A 17195-nucleotide genomic window follows, 5' to 3' on the forward strand; every position below is an offset into this window, starting at 1 on the left:
TTACGCTTTGAGGAATCCACGATGAGTGAGGCAGAAGCCCGCCCGAGTAACTTTATTCGTCAGATCATCGATGAAGATCTGGCCAGTGGTAAGCACACCACGGTACATACGCGTTTCCCGCCGGAGCCGAACGGCTACCTGCACATTGGTCACGCGAAATCGATCTGCCTGAACTTTGGCATTGCGCAAGATTACCAGGGGCAGTGCAACCTGCGTTTCGATGACACCAACCCAGTAAAAGAAGACATCGAATACGTTGAGTCCATTAAAAACGACGTGCAATGGCTGGGCTTCAACTGGTCTGGCGATATCTGCTACTCCTCTGACTATTTTGATCAGCTGTATGCCTACGCGGTGGAGCTGATCGGCAAAGGCCTGGCATACGTCGACGAGCTATCTGCTGACGAAATTCGCGAGTATCGCGGTACGCTGACTGCACCGGGTAAAAACAGCCCGTTCCGTGACCGCAGCGTGGAAGAGAACCTGGCGCTGTTTGAAAAAATGCGTGCCGGTGGCTTCGAAGAAGGCAAAGCGTGCCTGCGTGCCAAAATCGACATGGCATCGCCGTTTATCGTGATGCGCGATCCGGTGCTGTACCGCATTAAGTTCGCAGAACACCACCAGACCGGCAACAAGTGGTGCATCTACCCGATGTACGACTTCACCCACTGCATCAGCGATGCGCTGGAAGGCATTACGCACTCGCTGTGTACGCTGGAGTTCCAGGACAACCGTCGTCTGTACGACTGGGTGCTGGATAACATCGCCATTCCTGTGCACCCTCGTCAGTACGAGTTCTCTCGTCTGAACCTGGAATACACCGTGATGTCCAAGCGTAAGCTGAACCTGCTGGTGACCGACAAGCACGTTGAAGGCTGGGACGATCCGCGGATGCCAACCATCTCTGGTCTGCGCCGTCGCGGTTATACTGCCGCCTCTATTCGCGAGTTCTGCAAACGCATCGGCGTGACCAAGCAGGACAACACCATCGAAATGGCGTCTCTGGAATCCTGCATTCGTGAAGACCTTAACGAAAACGCCCCGCGCGCGATGGCCGTTATCGATCCGGTGAAGCTGGTTATCGAAAACTACCCGCAGGGTGGAAGCGAGCTGGTTTCCATGCCTAACCATCCGAACAAACCGGAAATGGGAAGCCGCGACGTGCCGTTCAGCGGTGAAATCTGGATCGACCGTGCTGACTTCCGTGAAGAAGCCAATAAGCAGTACAAGCGTCTGGTGTTGGGTAAAGAAGTTCGTCTGCGTAACGCCTACGTCATTAAAGCCGAGCGCGTAGAGAAAGATGCAGAAGGTAACATCACCACCATTTTCTGTTCGTACGACGCAGAGACGCTGAGCAAAGATCCGGCAGATGGCCGCAAGGTGAAAGGCGTGATCCACTGGGTGAGCGCTTCCCACGCGCTGCCGGTAGAAATTCGTCTGTACGATCGTCTGTTTAGCGTGCCTAACCCGGGTGCGGCAGAAGACTTCCTGGCGACGATCAATCCGGAATCTTTGGTGATCAAGCAGGGTTATGCGGAGCCATCGCTGAAAGCCGCTGAAGCGGGCAAAGCGTTCCAGTTCGAGCGTGAAGGTTACTTCTGCCTGGACAGCCGTTACAGCACGGCAGAAAAGCCGGTATTTAACCGTACCGTAGGTCTGCGTGATACCTGGACGAAGATCGGCGAATAATAACGCTGCACTGGTCAATGAGAAACAAACGCCGCTTATAGCGGCGTTTTTTTATTTAATGATCATATCGTTAAAGTAGGCCCATAATTAGACCAGCTAAAAATTTAGGTCAATGTGGTGCTACTTATTTTTCTAAAAAAAGTTTGTCTGTTATACGAAATGGCGAATAAAGGAAAATACGGCTTTTTTAATGATATCATTCGCAGAAATTGCCTGTTTTACCCCCGCCATACCTCGCTTCCGGTTAAATGTTACAAAGCACTACCAATTATGTGCACTTCGTCATAATCCTGACTTTTGCCCACCGAAAAGCATTGATAATTCGCGTCGCGAAAAATAACCTAAAGACGGTAGTTAATTCGAGGGTATTTATAACTACCCCTGACCTTTTGGTCTTTTCTATTTTCGCCGTTTAAGGCGCTTTAATTCGTCAAAGAGGAATAATCTATGCGTACGTTCAGTGGCAAACGTAGTGCGCTGGCGCTGGCTATTGCCGGTGTGACAGCAATGTCGGGCCTGGTGGTGACACCAGAGGCGAAAGCAGCAGGTTTCATCGAAGATTCTACCCTCACTGGCGGTATTTATTACTGGCAGCGTGAACGTGACCGTAAAGACGTCACTGAAGATAAATACAAAACCAACCTCTCTCACTCCACCTGGAACGCCAACCTGGACTTCCAGTCAGGCTACGCCGCCGATATGTTCGGCCTGGATATCGCCGCATTCACCGCAATTGAAATGGCGGAAAACGGCGACAGCGGCCACCCGAACGAAATTGCCTTCTCCTCCAGCAATAAAGCCTATGACGAAGACTGGTCCGGAGATAAAAGCGGTATCAGCCTTTATAAGGCCGCAGCGAAATTTAAATACGGCCCGGTGTGGGCGCGCGGGGGGTATATTCAGCCAACCGGTCAGACGCTGTTAGCGCCGCACTGGAGCTTTATGCCTGGTACCTATCAGGGGGCAGAAGCCGGGGCTAACTTTGACTACGGTGATGCAGGTGCGTTGAGCTTCTCCTATATGTGGACCAACGAGTACAAAGCGCCGTGGCACATTGAGATGGACAAGTTCTACCAGAACGATAAGAAAACCAAAGTCGATTACCTCCACTCCCTGGGCGCGAAGTACGACTTTAAAAACGATCTGGTTCTGGAAGCTGCATTTGGTCAGGCGGAAGGCTATATCGATCAGTATTTTGCTAAAGCCAGCTACAAATTTGATATCGCCGGTAGCCCGCTGAGCACCAGCTACCAGTTCTACGGTACGCGTGATAAGGTCAGCGATGGCAGCGTAAATGACATTTATAACGGCACCGCGTGGCTGCAGGCGCTGACCTTCGGCTACAAAGTAGGCCAGGTTGATTTGCGTCTGGAAGGAACGTGGGTGAAGGCGGAAGGGCAGCAGGGCTACTTCCTGCAGCGTATGACGCCGACCTATGCCTCATCCAACGGTCGTCTGGATATCTGGTGGGATAACCGCTCCGACTTCAACGCCGACGGCGAGAAAGCGGTCTTCTTCGGCGCTATGTATGACCTGAAAAACTGGAACCTGCCGGGCTGGGCGGTGGGCGCTTCTTACGCTTATGCCTGGGATGCAAAACCTGCTGATATGGCGACGCCGGATGCGTACTACGATCCAAACTATCGCCTGAAGGAGTCCTCCTACAGCCTGGATGCTATCTACACCCTGCAGGATGGCCGCGCGAAGGGCACGATGTTCAAGCTGCACTTCACCCAGTATGACAACCACTCCGATATCCCAAGCTATGCGGGCGGTTACGGCAACATCTTCCAGGATGAACGTGACGTCAAATTCATGGTTATCGCCCCATTCACCATCTTCTGATGAGCACACCGGCGGACTGAATCCCGCCGGTCTGGAGACTGCACATGATGAAAAAAATCGTAATCGTCGCGCTGATGGCATCAGGGCTGGTGGCGTGTGTTCAGACTCAGGCGCCGAAAGAGGACGCCCGTCTGAAGGAAGCGTATAGCGCCTGTATTAATACTGCGGAAGGATCGCCTGAGAAAATTGAAGCCTGCCAGAGCGTGCTAAATGTGCTGAAGAAAGATAAAGCGCATGAGGCGTTCGCAACGCAGGAGAATGTTCGCGTGATGGATTATCAGGCCTGTATCCAGGCACGTAAAACCGGTAACGATCAGGAAGTGGCGAAGCGTTGCGATAAGATCTGGGACGAGATACGCAATAACAACAAATAAGCTGTTTTACGCCCGGTGGCACTTTGCTTACCGGGCTTTTTAATGCAAAAAAAAGCCAACCTTGCGGCTGGCTCAGAGTATGAACGCTAACTTATTTTGTGTCGTGAGCGTGTTCATTCTCGCGGCAATCACCTTCAGCGCAGTGACCGTAAAGGTACAGGCTGTGGTTCGTCAGGCGAATGCCATGACGAGCTGCGATTTCACGCTGACGCGCTTCGATGGAATCATCGCTAAATTCAATGACCTTGCCGCAGTCGAGGCAGATCAGGTGATCGTGGTGATGCTGCTGGGTCAGTTCGAATACAGATTTACCGCCTTCGAAATTATGACGGGTAACAATGCCCGCGTCATCAAACTGGTTCAGCACGCGATATACGGTGGCCAGCCCAATCTCTTCACCCATGTCGATAAGACGTTTATAAAGGTCTTCCGCACTGACATGGTGATTGTCTGGACCCTGAAGCACTTCCAGGATTTTTAACCGAGGAAGCGTTACTTTCAGGCCAGCCTTCTTTAATGCGGTATTGTTGTCAGTCATGCGGAATCTGTCCTGTTGCTAAACGATTCACTTCTATAGGAAGTGACAGAAAATGCACCCGGGATAATGCGTCTCATTATAGAACTGCCATGCCTAAATGAAAACTGCAAGTCTCAGGCAAAGTATGCTTATAAAAACGTGGTATCACCAACAAACTTGCTCAATGGAAACCACATTTTACCAGGGAGACATTGTACAGGTCTGGGCGAAAAAGTTAAAAGTTTGTAGCAATTAATTTAATCGGTTTTACCTGGAAAACGGGCGCAACCTGCGTTGCGCCGTATAAAAATCAGGCGTTGAGAATAGCGTCCAGGTGCAGTTCTTCGCGGATCTGCTTAACCCACTTCTCTACGCGCTCTGCCGTCAGTTCTGGCTGACGGTCTTCGTCAATGGCAAGTCCGACAAAATGTTCGTCATCGGCCAGGCCTTTAGAGGCTTCGAAGTGGTAACCGGCAGTCGGCCAGTGGCCAACAATAACCGCGCCATTAGGCTCAATGATGTCGCGAATCGTCCCTAGCGCATCACAGAAGTACTCGGCATAGTCTTCCTGATCGCCACAGCCAAACAGTGCGACCAGCTTGCCGTTGAAGTCCACCTCTTCCAGCGTCGGGAAGAAATCGTCCCAGTCGCACTGGGCTTCACCGTAGTACCAGGTTGGAATACCCAGCAGCAGAATGTCATAGCCCTCGAGATCTTCTTTGCTGCTCTTGGCGATGTCATGCACATCAGCAACGTCTTTACCGAGCTGTTTCTGAATGTTTTTTGCGATATTTTCGGTATTGCCGGTATCACTGCCGAAGAAAATGCCGATGATTGCCATGAGTAAAATAACCTCTTGAAACTTAATGGTATGGTGGCGCAATTCGGCCACGGATAAGGGCAATAATAGCAGAACTGGCAACCCTGCGGAAACCGCTATCGCGCAGGACTGCACTCTGTGCTACATGAAAAGGGCGATAAAGGGGTTTTTCAGACTTATGCCTGGCTGCGTAGCGTCTCAAGCTGGGCGATGAGCATCTCTTCAATAAGCTCGCTGCGGCTGATATGACGCGCCTCTGCCAGTTCGTTAAGCGCATCGACAGCGTCGGCGTTGAGCTTCAGTTCGACACGCTTAAGCCCACGATTTTTATCGCGTTTAAGCTGATTGCGTTTATTGATACGCAGCTGTTCATCGCGCGAAAGCGGATTCGTTTTCGGTCGTCCCGGTCGACGCTCATTCGCGAACAGATCTAGTGTCGTACGGTCCGTTTGTTCTTTGGCCATGATTATGAGACTTCGGGGGAAACACGCCGCCCTGCTAAAGCCCGGGCGATAAGCGCGCCATCATACATCACCAAAAACGGCACGCCAACGACTGGAAGCCCGCAGCCTTCCAGTCGCTCTCTTTTTAATCAATTTGCAGTATCAGCGAGGTAGCGGCGGATTGCGCGCAGTACAGCATCCGGTTTTTCCGCATGCACCCAGTGTCCGGCACCGGCAATCACGTGGGCGCGGGCCTGCGGGAATTGTGTAAGCAGCGTGTCGCGGTAGGCGTCGGTTATATAAGGAGAGTTACCGCCGCGAATAAAGAGGGTAGGGTGCGGCCAGGCGGGGACGGTTTCCCAGCCCACGATGTTGTTGTACTGGTCCCACAGCACCGGCACGTTAAAACGCCATTGCCCGTCAACAAACGATTTCAAAAGGAACTGCACCACGCCTTCTTCATCAAGATGCTCACGCATAACCGCTGCCGCCTGCTGACGTGTGGAAACGCCAGCTTCGGTTACCGCATTGATCGCCGCGAAAATCTCATCGTGACGGCGAACGTCGTAGTTCACGGGCGCAACGTCAATCACGACAAGCCCGGAAATTCGCTCTGGTGCCAGCGCGGTGAGCGCCATAACCGCTTTACCCCCCATTGAATGCCCTATGAGGGTCACCTTTTGCAGGTTGTGCGCGTCCAGCGTATCCAGCAGATCCTGCGCCATTGCCGAATAGGTCATTTCGTCTGAGCGGCCGGAAAGCCCGTGGTTGCGCATATCGACCTGCAAAATATCGCGATCGGTAACCAAATCGCGGGCCAGCACGCCGAGGTTATCCAGGCTGCCAAAAAGCCCATGAACCAGCACGATGGGGGAATTATTGTTCGGCGATTGTGCAGTTTGCGCTCGGGTATTCAATTTCATGGCAAAGTTCTTTTTTTACGTATGTCAGGTTAGGGTATCATGTTGACCATTCTGCCGCCCGGCTGCAAGGTTCCAGTTTAATCTGACTTTTGCCGCCAACCTGGTTTGACGCTATCCGCTGTTGGGATTTGACCTTATAATCCCAATGACTTGTATTCAGATAAGATATCGCACTGGATTAAGATGAAAACAATCGAAGTTGATGACGAACTCTATCAGTATATTGCCAGCCAGACGCGGCATATCGGGGAGAGCGCGTCCGACATTTTACGGCGCATGCTTAAAATTTCCGCCGCTTCACAGCCTGCCACCCCAGTTACCAAAGATGTCGTGTCTCAGCCGAGCGTTGCTGCACAAGCAAAACCTGCCGTGACGCCGGTAAAAGATAAAGTACGCGCGATGCGCGAGCTGCTGCTGTCCGACGAATATGCGGAGCAGAAAAAGGCGGTCAACCGTTTTATGCTGGTGCTGTCTACACTTTACTCCCTGGATAACAAAGCGTTTGCTGAAGCGACCGAGTCGCTGCACGGCCGTACCCGCGTCTATTTCGCGGGCGACGAGCAGACGCTGCTGCAAAATGGCAATCAAACCAAACCTAAACATGTCCCTGGCACCCCGTACTGGGTGATCACCAATACCAATACGGGCCGCAAGTGCAGCATGATTGAACACATCATGCAGTCCATGCAGTTCCCGGCGGAATTGATTGAAAAGGTTTGCGGTACAATTTAACCCTTGCATCATAAGGACCCGGTAATGGCAAATCACAGCCGTGCAGGCCAACCTGCACAACAAAGCGATTTGATTAACGTCGCTCAGCTGACCGCGCAGTATTACGTGCTGAAACCGGTCGTGGGCAACGCAGAACACGCAGTGAAGTTTGGTACATCTGGACACCGCGGCAGCGCGGCGCGCCACAGCTTTAACGAACCGCACATTCTGGCCATTGCTCAGGCCATTGCGGAAGAGCGCGCTAAAAACGGCGTTACCGGTCCGTGCTACGTGGGCAAAGATACCCATGCGCTGTCTGAACCGGCGTTTATTTCCGTGCTGGAAGTGCTGGCGGCGAACGGTGTGGACGTGATTGTTCAGGAGAACAATGGGTTTACTCCAACACCGGCGGTATCAAACGCGATCCTTGTGCACAACAAAAAAGGTGGCGCGCAGGCTGACGGTATCGTCATCACGCCATCCCACAACCCGCCGGAAGACGGTGGTATCAAATACAACCCACCTAACGGCGGCCCGGCTGACACTAACGTCACCAAAGTGGTGGAAGATCGCGCAAACGCGCTGCTGGCAGACGGCCTGAAAGGCGTTAAACGTATTTCTCTTGATGAGGCGATGGCCTCCGGCCACGTGAAAGAGCAGGATCTGGTTCAGCCGTTCGTGGAAGGGCTGGCGGATATCGTCGATATGGCGGCGATTCAGAAAGCCGGCCTGAAGCTGGGCGTGGATCCGCTGGGCGGCTCCGGTATTGAGTACTGGAAGCGCATCGCCGAGCACTACAAGCTGGATCTGACCATCGTGAACGATCACGTCGATCAGACCTTCCGCTTTATGCACCTGGACAAAGACGGCGCGATCCGTATGGACTGCTCCTCCGAGTGCGCGATGGCGGGCCTGCTGGCGCTGCGCGATAAATTCGACCTGGCGTTTGCTAACGACCCGGACTATGACCGTCACGGCATCGTCACCCCTGCGGGGCTGATGAACCCAAACCACTATCTGGCTGTTGCGATCAACTACCTGTTCCAGCACCGTCCGCAGTGGGGCAAAGAGGTGGCTGTCGGTAAAACGCTGGTCTCTTCTGCGATGATCGACCGCGTGGTGGACGCGCTGGGCCGCAAGCTGGTGGAAGTGCCGGTGGGCTTCAAGTGGTTCGTTGACGGTCTGCACGACGGCAGCTTTGGCTTCGGCGGCGAAGAGAGCGCGGGCGCGTCCTTCCTGCGTTTCGACGGCACTCCGTGGTCGACCGATAAAGACGGCATCATCATGTGCCTGCTGGCGGCGGAGATTACCGCGGTTACCGGCAAGAACCCGCAGGAACACTACAACGAGCTGGCTGCACGCTTTGGTGCGCCAAGCTATAACCGTATCCAGGCTAGCGCGACCTCTGCGCAGAAAGCTGCCCTGTCCAAACTCTCCCCGGAGATGGTCAGCGCAAGCACCCTGGCAGGCGATCCGATCACCGCGCGTCTGACGGCGGCACCGGGTAACGGTGCGTCTATCGGTGGTCTGAAGGTGATGACCGAAAACGGCTGGTTCGCCGCGCGTCCGTCCGGTACGGAAGATGCCTACAAAATCTATTGCGAAAGCTTCCTCGGCGCTGAGCACCGTCAGCAGATTGAGAAAGAAGCGGTAGAGATTGTCAGCGAAGTGCTGAAAAACGCATAAGTTGTGTTCTGGTGCGGGCTGATGCCCTCACCTGGCCCTCTCTCACAGGGAGAGGGAGAAAACAATAAAGACGGCAGCCCAAGGGCTGCCGTCTTGCTTTTACCTAGCTATGCTTATTCTTCAATTCAAATCTCGGCGACACCAGACCGTACAGCGTCCAGCCCATAAAGGTCACCATCGCCCCGTACAGCATCGCCTCCTGGCCGGACGAGTAGAGCGCATAGAAGCTGTATATCGCCCCAACCAGCGCCACGATATTCGCGACTCGCGCTTTGTGCGGATCCACCTTCGCCACTTTCTGAATGATCACCAGTGCCGCCATAGACAGAATATATGGAATGATGTTCGTCACCACCGCCAGGTTGACCAGCACGTTGAACTGGCTGTTCAGCGACGGGCTGATGGTCATCAGCGACAATCCGCTCTGGAAGATAACAATTGCCAGCATACCCTGCACCGGCGCATCCGCTTTGGTCACGCGGGAGAATATTTTCGGGAAATAGCCTTCGTCAGCCGAGGATTTAAACACCTGTGCGATGGTGAACTGCCAGCCGAGCAGCGAGCCGCAGCAGGACATCACCATCAGACCCATGATCACTTTCCCGACTTCCGGCGTAAACATCTGCGCAAAGGCCAGTCCGAACGGTGCCGTGGAGTTAGCCAGATCCATGTTTGGCACGATGCCCGCAATCACGTTGGTTGAAACGATATAGATCACCGCCGCGCCCAGCGTCCCGCCAAGGACCGCAATCGGCACGTTCTTCTCCGGGTTTTCCACCACTTCCGCGTTCGCGCAGGCGGATTCCAGGCCCAGGAAAGCCCAGAGCGTCATGGCGATAGACGAGCCCACAGCGGTAAAGAACGGCACGTGGTGCGGGTTCCAGGAGTTGGCGTACAGCGTCGGGCTAAACCAGAACCAGCCGATGACGCACAGGCCGACAACCGGAATAATCACGCCCCAGACGGTGATGCTGGAGAGCTGCCCGGTGATGCGCGCGCCGCCAAAGTTAGCCACGGTGCAGAGCCACAGCACGCCGATGGTTGCCAGCCCAATTTGCACCGGGCTGAGCGTCGCGCCAAACAGCTCCGTGCCGTAACCCACGGCGGAAATGGCAATCGCCACGTTGGCAATCAGCAGCGACACGCCGTAGGTGTAGTTCGCCATAAAGTTACCGGACTTGCCGAAGGCGTACTCGGCATAGCCGCCCATCCCGCCTGACTTACGGCTGAACATCCCGCACTTGGCAAACGCCCATGCCAGCGCCATCGATCCGACAGCCGTCACCAGCCAGGAGATGATAGAGATGGTTCCAACCTCGGCAAGCTTGGTGGGCAGCATAATAATCCCAGATCCCATCATGTTGACCATGGTGAGGATAGTCAGCTGCACCACGCCCATCTTATTGGACTTGCTCATAATTTTTCTCCTTTCAGCAGCGATGGCTGAGCGGCAGTTTGTTTGATGACGTAGCAGCGAACCTGTTTGCGACCGTCACACTCCTCGACGTACACGCCCTGCAGCTCCGGCGCGAAGCCCGGCAGCAGGTTGATGCCTTCTTCCAGCGCGGCAAAGTAGCGCAGCACGGAACCGCCCCAGACTTCCCCTGGGACCACGCACAGCACCCCCGGTGGGTAAGGGAGCGCGCCTTCGGCGGCGATGCGGCCTTCCGCGTCGCGCAGGGAGACCAGCTCGACCTCACCGCGCAGGTAGGCGTAGTTCGCCTCTTGCGGGTTCATCATTACGCGCGGGAAGTGAGACTTGCGGAACATCTCTTTTTGCAGCTGCTTTACGTTGTGGCGGGCGTACAGATCGTGCATCTCCTGGCAGATCTGGCGCAGGGTGTAGCCCGCGTAACGTTCCGGATGCTGTTTATAGAGAGAAGGCAGGACGTCTTTCAGCGGAACATCGCTCTCGAGCAGTTTTTCGAAGCGCACCAGCTGGGCGACCAGCTGCTGCAGCTTGCCCATATCCTCCGCAGGGGTGAGCAGGAACAGGATCGAGTTGAGGTCGCATTTTTCCGGCACGATGCCGTTTTCACGCAGGAAGTTGGCGAGAATGGTGGCGGGCACGCCGAAGTCGTCATATTCGCCGGTGCGGGCGTTAATGCCCGGCGTGGTCAGCAGCAGCTTGCACGGGTCGATAAAATACTGGTGCTCAGCGTAACCTTCAAAGGCGTGCCAGCGTTCACCCGGTACGAAGTGGAAGAAGCGCAGATCGGTCGCAATCTCTGCCGTGTCCCAGCTTTCCCACGCGCGGCCATCCACCGTCTCCGGCACGAACGGACGAATAAACCGGCAGTTCTCCAGGATCAGCTTGCGCGCCTCAATGCCCGTCACCACGCAGTCCATCCACATGTTGCGGCCGCTTTGCCCCTCATGCATGCGTGCGTTAATGTCCAGCGCTGCAAACAGCGGATAAAACGGGCTGGTGGAGGCGTGCATCATAAAAGCATTGTTGAGCCGCTTATGTGGGACATAGCGCTGCTGGCCTTTGATATGGCTGTCCTTCTTGTGGATCTGCGAGGTCTGGGAGAAACCGGCCTGCTGTTTATGCACGGACTGGGTGACCAGAATCCCCGGATCGTTTTCGTTCAGCTCCAGCAGCAGCGGCGAGCAGTCGGCCATCATCGGGATAAACTGCTCGTAGCCCACCCAGGCCGAGTCAAACAGGATGTAATCACAGAGATGCCCAATTTTATCCACCACCTGACGGGCGTTATAGATGGTGCCGTCGTAGGTGCCCAGCTGGATCACCGCCAGACGGTACGGACGCTCGTCGCGCGCGCGGTCCGGCGCCACCTCTGCCACCCGTTCACGCAGGTAGCTCTCCTCAAAGCAGTGCGCGTCAATACCGCCGATAAAGCCGTACGGGTTGCGCGCGGTTTCCAGATACACCGGGGTTGCCCCAGCCTGCAGCAGCGCGCCGTGGTGGTTAGATTTGTGGTTATTACGGTCAAACAGCACCAGGTCGCTAGGGGTAAGCAGGGCGTTAAGCACCACTTTGTTGGATGACGAGGTACCGTTCAGCACGAAGTAGGTCTTATCGGCATTAAAGACTTTTGCCGCATGCTGCTGGGCAATGCACGGTGCGCCTTCGTGGATCAGCAGATCCCCCATCGCCACGTCGGCGTTGCACAGGTCAGAGCGGAAAAGCGTTTCGCCAAAGAAATCGACAAACTGATTGCCGGCAGGATGACGGCGGAAAAACTGCCCGCCCTGATGCCCGGGGCAGTCAAACGCGGTGTTGCCCTGGTTTACGTAGTCGACGAGGGCCCGGAAAAACGGCGGGCGCAGCTGGGTTTCATACTTCTGCGCGGCCGCTTCCAGCTGGCGTCCGTAAAAGTCGTTGCTGGTGTCCGAATGTTCAAATACGCCATGAATGCGTGATAAATAGTCTGCCGGGATAATCTCTTCTTTGTGCGTCGCGACAAATACGGGAATGCCAAAACCGGTGGCTTCTATTTCTTCGAGGATACCGCTGGCAATATCCGTGACCGCCAGAACAATGGCGGCTACATCAATATAATCAGAAGCGCGGATATCCACCACTTCACGCTGGGTAGTAAAGCAGTCCGGGCATGCACGGCTGGCTGCGATTTTTAAACTTTTCATCTTTCTCTCTTTATTTTAGGTAATAAGCGTCCCTCGATTTCTTGCAAGAAAGAAATCGATAATTTTCCGGAAAAAAAGCAAAGGGTAGCCGCTGATTAAAATCAGCGAATTGCTTTTTTGATGATTGAAATTCAGTCCGCCCGGTGCGGATGAGTCTGAATCAAGATGAATGAGCGCACGATTTCACAGGCAATTGCCTGTAAGATAAGGTGTTTCAGGATAACCTGTAAGCAAGTGCGCCAGAAGTCGAAGGACTACCGGGCATTAAAGAGATGAAAGTCAAAGCAGTTTCGGTGGGCAAACATCATGATATGCGTTGTCCGCCTTATATGGGGCATTAAGCGATTGTTGTTTTCCATGTTTCATTTTCCTTTCAGTAATTGAAAGCATGGTAATTTTATCCAGGAAAAGGCGATTAACTGTGAAACAGATCACCATTAACCGATCATTTCAGAAATAAATAGTCGTTTTTGATGAATATCGCAGATCAAAATTCTGATTTGTTGATATTACGTTAATGGATTGTGTTGTGAGTGTTTGAAGTGAGCGTAAATAATCCAAAAAATAACGGTTGGGTTATTTGTGAAATATTTTCTGAGGAATTTCGTTTTTATTTAAAAATAAAGTGAATAGTTATTCAAAGCATAAACCGATAACCGATACCGGTTTCAGTTAATAAATGACGGGGACGTGCGGGATCAACTTCAAGTTTCTGGCGAAGATGCCCCATATATATGCGTAAATAGTGACTATGCTCCACCGCGTTGGGTCCCCATACCTGACTTAGCAGCTGGCGCTGGGTGAGTACTTTACCGTGATTATTAAGCAGCACGGCGAGCAGGCGAAACTCGATTGGCGTGAGATGGATTTCTTCTTCACCGCGCACAATGCGCCGCGCGGCCAGATCAACCCGGATATCCCCAAACGTGTAGGTCGGGTCAGCAGGCGTGGTTGCGCTGTGGCGGCGCAGGGCCACGCGCAGGCGAGCCTGCAGCTCGCCGATACCAAAAGGTTTTATCAGATAGTCGTCCGCCCCGGCATCCAGCGCGGCGATTTTATCCGTCTCTTCAGTACGGGCGGAGAGCACCAGAATCGGCATCTGGCTCCACTGGCGCACTTCGCGAATAAAATCGATCCCGTCACCGTCCGGCAGGCCAAGATCGAGGATCACCAGGTCCGGCTTGCGGGTCGCGGCTTCAATTAACCCCCGCTGAAGCGTACCCGCATCATGAACGCGCAGACCATCGCCTTCCAGCGCAGCGCGCAGAAACCGGCTAATGGCGATCTCATCTTCAACAATCAGAACGTTGATCACAAATCCTCTGGTAATTCATTCAGTTCTGGCGGGGTTTCCAGAGGAAGTGTAACACAAAAACGCGCGCCGCCTTCCGGACGATTCTCCGCGAAAATGGTTCCGCCATGGACATCAATGATTGCCTGACAAATCGCCAGCCCCAGCCCCACGCCCGGGATGGCAGACTCCTTATTGCCGCGGGCGAATTTTTCGAAAATAGCCATCTCCTGTCCGGCAGGAATGCCCGGTCCGGTATCCCAGACGTCAAGACGAAGCGTGTCATCGTCCACCGTCGCATCCACGCCAATCCGGGCGCTGGCACCCGCATATTTGCCGGCGTTTTCCAGCAGGTTAATTAACACTCGTTCAAACAGCGGACCGTCGACGTGAATTAAGGTCAGCGGTTCCGGCATGTTCAGCGCAATATGCCGCCCACCGAGGCCGGGTTCGAGCATTTTCAGCGCGCTGCCCACCACCTCTTCGAGCGTGAGCCACTCTTTTTTAAGGTTAAAACCGCCTGACTGGATCCGCGCCATATCGAGCAGGTTATTCACCAGACGCGTGGTATTGAGCACGTGCTGACGGATTTCGCTGGCCTGCATGGCGTGTTTTGAACCTTCCGCCGCCAGGTCCAGCGTCAGGATTTCCGACTGTCCAAACAGGACGGTAAGCGGCGTACGCAGGTCGTGGGAGAGCGCCGCCAGCAGCGAGTTTCGAATGCTTTCGCGCTCGCTTGCCAGCCGGGCCTGCTCTTCGCTGGCGGTAAGCGCCAGCCGCTCCAGCGCGCTGGCAACCAGCAGGGTGAAGGTCTCCAGCAGTCGCTGCTGTTCGGGGATCATCAGCTGGCGCAGATTGGAGGGCTCCACGATAACCAGCCCCTGATTTTTATCGGCACTGCGCAGGGGCAGGATTTGATAGGGCACGCCGGGCAAGGTGTCGGTCCCTGCACCCGCCGGTAGCCCTTTATCAAAGCTCCAGCGGGCGATGGCTTCGTCCCAGGGCGTCATGCCCGAGGCCGACGTCAGCGGGCGCAGCTTGCCGTGCTCGTCCGGGAGTAAAATCAGGTTGCTGGCATGAAACGTCGAGCGAATAAACTGCTCGCTGGTCTGCACAATATCCAGCGGCGTGCGGCCCACCGCCAGCGATTTCGACATCTCATAAAGATGCCGCGTGCGCTGTTCGCGATAGCGGGCGATACGCGCCTGGTAGCGCACGCCAGCCGTTAAGTTCCCGATCACCAGCCCGACGGTCAGCATCACGGCGAAGGTGAGGATGTACTGTACGTCCGAAACCGCGAGCGTCCCGCGGGGGGCAATAAAGAACAGGTCGAAGCTGATAACGTTAATAACCGTCGCCAGTACCGACGGCCAGCGTCCGTAAAAGAGCGCCACCACCACCACGCCCAGCAGGTAGATCATCACCAGGTTGGCCGCATCAAAGGCAATCAGCCATTTGCTGGCGATAATGGTGATCAGGGCGCAGAGCACAACGGCGACAAAACAGCCGCGAAGCTGAATGCGCCATTTATCGCTGAAGGCACGGCTGTCCGGCGCGCGGCTGGGGAGGGGGGCAGGTTTATCATCCAGCGCCACGATCACCAGGTCCAGATCCGGCGCGCGGCGGGCCAGCTTGTCGGCGAAGGATTCGCGGCTAAACCAGCGGCGATGCTGGCGGCGGCCAATGACAATTTTCCCCAGGTTATGCTCCCGCGCGTAGCGCAGAATGGCCTTATCTTCCTGCGGATCGGAAAGGGTAGCGGTTTCGGCACCCAGCTCCTGCGCCAGGCGCAGCGAGCTCAGGATCGCGCGGCGCTGGTTTTCGGGCAGAGCGTGCAGCTGAGGCGTTTCGACATACACCGCATGCCAGACGCTGCCAAATTTGGCCGCCAGGCGAGCGGCGGTGCGGACCAGCTTTTCATTGCCGCTGCCGTGGCCCACGCACAGCAGAATGGCATCCCGCGTATGCCAGACGCGCTCCTGTCCCTGCAGGTCCCGCCAGGCTCGCATCTGATCGTCGACGCGATCGGCAGTACGCCGCAGGGCCAGCTCGCGCAGGGCAATCAGGTTACCTTTTCGGAAGAAATGTTCGATGGCGCGCTCGGCCTGGCCGGCAATATAAACCTTGCCTTCGTGCAGGCGCTGGCGCAAATCGTCAGGAGGCAGGTCAACCAGCACCACCTCATCGGCAGAATCAAAGAACGGGTCGGGAACCGTTTCCCGTACCTGAATGCCGGTCACGCCGCTCACCACATCGTTCAGGCTTTCCAGATGCTGAACGTTAACCGTCGTGAATACATCGATGCCGGCTTCGAGCAGCTCTTCAACATCCTGCCAGCGCTTTGGATGACGCGAGCCCGGCGCATTGCTGTGCGCCAGTTCGTCCATCAGGATAAGGGCAGGGCGGCGGGCGAGGGCGGCGTCAATATCAAACTCCGTGACTAACCGACCGCGGTGGCTGATGCGGCGGGGCGGCTGGGTAGCCAGCCCCTTCAGCAGCGATGCCGTCTCTTTGCGTCCGTGGGTTTCGACCACGCCGATCAGAATATCGAGCCCCTGCGCCCGAAGCCGCTGGGCTTCTGTGAGCATGGCGAAGGTTTTCCCGACGCCCGCGCAGGCGCCAAAGAAAATTTTCAGTTTGCCGCGATGGGCTTCAGCCGTCTGTTCAAGCAGCCTGTCCGGATCCGGGCGCATGGGCTCGTCGGTCATTTAGTTTTTCCTTAGCGCGTCCAGCGCCAGATTCAGCTCAACAATATTTACCACGGGCATGCCGATGAAGCTGACCAGCGGCTTTTGCGTGTGCTCGGCCACCAGCTTGCTCACCTGTTCGACGGTCAGCTGACGGGCGGCGGCGACGCGCGGGATCTGCCAGGCCACTGCTGCCGGCGTCAGGCTGTAGTCCAGCCCGCTGGCCGAGGCGGTTACCAGCTCGACGGGCACTTCACGGCTGGCCTGCGGATTGGCGGCACGCAGGGCTGCCACGCGCTCAGCGACGGCTTTGTCCAGCTCCGGGTTGCTGCCCGCCAGGTTACTGCCGCCGGACGCCATCGGATTATACGGACTTTCGGCAGTGGCGGAAGGGCGTCCCTGGAAGTAGCGAGCATCCGTAAAGTTCTGACCAATCAGGCGCGAACCGCGGTTTTCACCGTTTTGCATAATCAGCGAGCCGTTGGCCCGATCCTTAAACCACCACTGGCCCAGCGCGGTGGTCACCAGCGGGTACAGCCCGCCGGTAATGAGAGACAGCAGAATAAACAAAAGTATAGCGGGGCGTAACATCGTCAT

General features: G+C 55.3%; 15 protein-coding genes. 5 read left to right on the forward strand and 10 right to left on the reverse strand.

Going from position 1 to position 17195, the window contains the following annotated elements:
* Positions 1-21: 21 nt before the first annotated feature.
* The 3 genes from glnS to chiQ all read left to right on the forward strand — a co-directional run bounded on the left by glnS (position 22) and on the right by chiQ (position 3908).
* Positions 22-1689 (forward strand): glutamine--tRNA ligase, encoded by a 1668-nt coding sequence (glnS, locus tag USG84_RS00560; RefSeq protein WP_151412739.1) that lies wholly within the window; start codon positions 22-24, stop codon positions 1687-1689.
* A gap of 447 nt (positions 1690-2136) precedes the next feature.
* Positions 2137-3534, forward strand: coding sequence for a chitoporin ChiP (chiP, locus tag USG84_RS00570; protein ID WP_028012359.1), 1398 nt, complete (start codon positions 2137-2139; stop codon positions 3532-3534).
* 47 nt (positions 3535-3581) lie between these two features.
* On the forward strand, positions 3582-3908 hold the full coding sequence (chiQ, locus tag USG84_RS00575; protein WP_061099693.1) for a ChiQ/YbfN family lipoprotein: 327 nt from the start codon (positions 3582-3584) through the stop codon (positions 3906-3908).
* 91 nt (positions 3909-3999) lie between these two features.
* Here the strand turns inward: chiQ and fur are convergent, their stop codons facing one another.
* The 4 genes from fur to ybfF form a co-directional block, all read right to left on the reverse strand.
* Complete coding sequence (gene fur / locus USG84_RS00580) at positions 4000-4446, reverse strand: ferric iron uptake transcriptional regulator (protein WP_028012361.1); 447 nt, start codon at positions 4444-4446, stop codon at positions 4000-4002.
* 289 nt (positions 4447-4735) lie between these two features.
* Entirely contained in the window at positions 4736-5266 is a 531-nt protein-coding gene (gene fldA, locus USG84_RS00585; protein WP_253541223.1) for a flavodoxin FldA, read from the reverse strand.
* Positions 5267-5421: 155 nt separating this feature from the next.
* Positions 5422-5709 (reverse strand): LexA regulated protein, encoded by a 288-nt coding sequence (gene ybfE, locus USG84_RS00590; RefSeq protein ID WP_061098866.1) that lies wholly within the window; start codon positions 5707-5709, stop codon positions 5422-5424.
* 128 nt (positions 5710-5837) lie between these two features.
* Positions 5838-6611, reverse strand: a complete 774-nt coding sequence (gene ybfF / locus USG84_RS00595) for an esterase (RefSeq protein WP_151412741.1) — start codon at positions 6609-6611, stop codon at positions 5838-5840.
* A gap of 183 nt (positions 6612-6794) precedes the next feature.
* Between ybfF and seqA the strand changes: the two genes are divergently transcribed.
* Positions 6795-7343, forward strand: a complete 549-nt coding sequence (gene seqA, locus USG84_RS00600; RefSeq protein WP_028012363.1) for a replication initiation negative regulator SeqA — start codon at positions 6795-6797, stop codon at positions 7341-7343.
* A gap of 24 nt (positions 7344-7367) precedes the next feature.
* Entirely contained in the window at positions 7368-9008 is a 1641-nt protein-coding gene (gene pgm / locus USG84_RS00605; RefSeq protein ID WP_253541225.1) for a phosphoglucomutase (alpha-D-glucose-1,6-bisphosphate-dependent), read from the forward strand.
* Between the two features lie 103 nt (positions 9009-9111).
* On the opposite strand, the gene potE is transcribed toward pgm, so the two are convergent.
* The 6 genes from potE to kdpC all read right to left on the reverse strand — a co-directional run bounded on the left by potE (position 9112) and on the right by kdpC (position 17195).
* Entirely contained in the window at positions 9112-10425 is a 1314-nt protein-coding gene (gene potE, locus USG84_RS00610; protein ID WP_253541227.1) for a putrescine-ornithine antiporter, read from the reverse strand.
* Entirely contained in the window at positions 10422-12620 is a 2199-nt protein-coding gene (gene speF / locus USG84_RS00615; protein WP_320738102.1) for an ornithine decarboxylase SpeF, read from the reverse strand. Before speF ends, potE begins: the two co-directional genes overlap by 4 nt.
* Positions 12621-12874: 254 nt before the next feature.
* On the reverse strand, positions 12875-12979 hold the full coding sequence (gene speFL, locus USG84_RS00620; protein WP_003858645.1) for a leader peptide SpeFL: 105 nt from the start codon (positions 12977-12979) through the stop codon (positions 12875-12877).
* A gap of 278 nt (positions 12980-13257) precedes the next feature.
* Positions 13258-13935, reverse strand: coding sequence for a two-component system response regulator KdpE (gene kdpE, locus USG84_RS00625; RefSeq protein ID WP_008501074.1), 678 nt, complete (start codon positions 13933-13935; stop codon positions 13258-13260).
* On the reverse strand, positions 13932-16619 hold the full coding sequence (gene kdpD / locus USG84_RS00630; RefSeq protein WP_061098862.1) for a two-component system sensor histidine kinase KdpD: 2688 nt from the start codon (positions 16617-16619) through the stop codon (positions 13932-13934). Before kdpD ends, kdpE begins: the two co-directional genes overlap by 4 nt.
* Positions 16620-17195 carry a potassium-transporting ATPase subunit KdpC gene (gene kdpC / locus USG84_RS00635; protein ID WP_061098861.1) on the reverse strand — a complete coding sequence of 192 codons (576 nt, stop codon included), beginning with the start codon at positions 17193-17195 and terminating at the stop codon, positions 16620-16622.

The sequence above is a fragment of the Enterobacter sp. 168J2 genome (assembly GCF_034107265.1).
Taxonomy (GTDB): Bacteria; Pseudomonadota; Gammaproteobacteria; order Enterobacterales; family Enterobacteriaceae; genus Enterobacter; species Enterobacter nematophilus.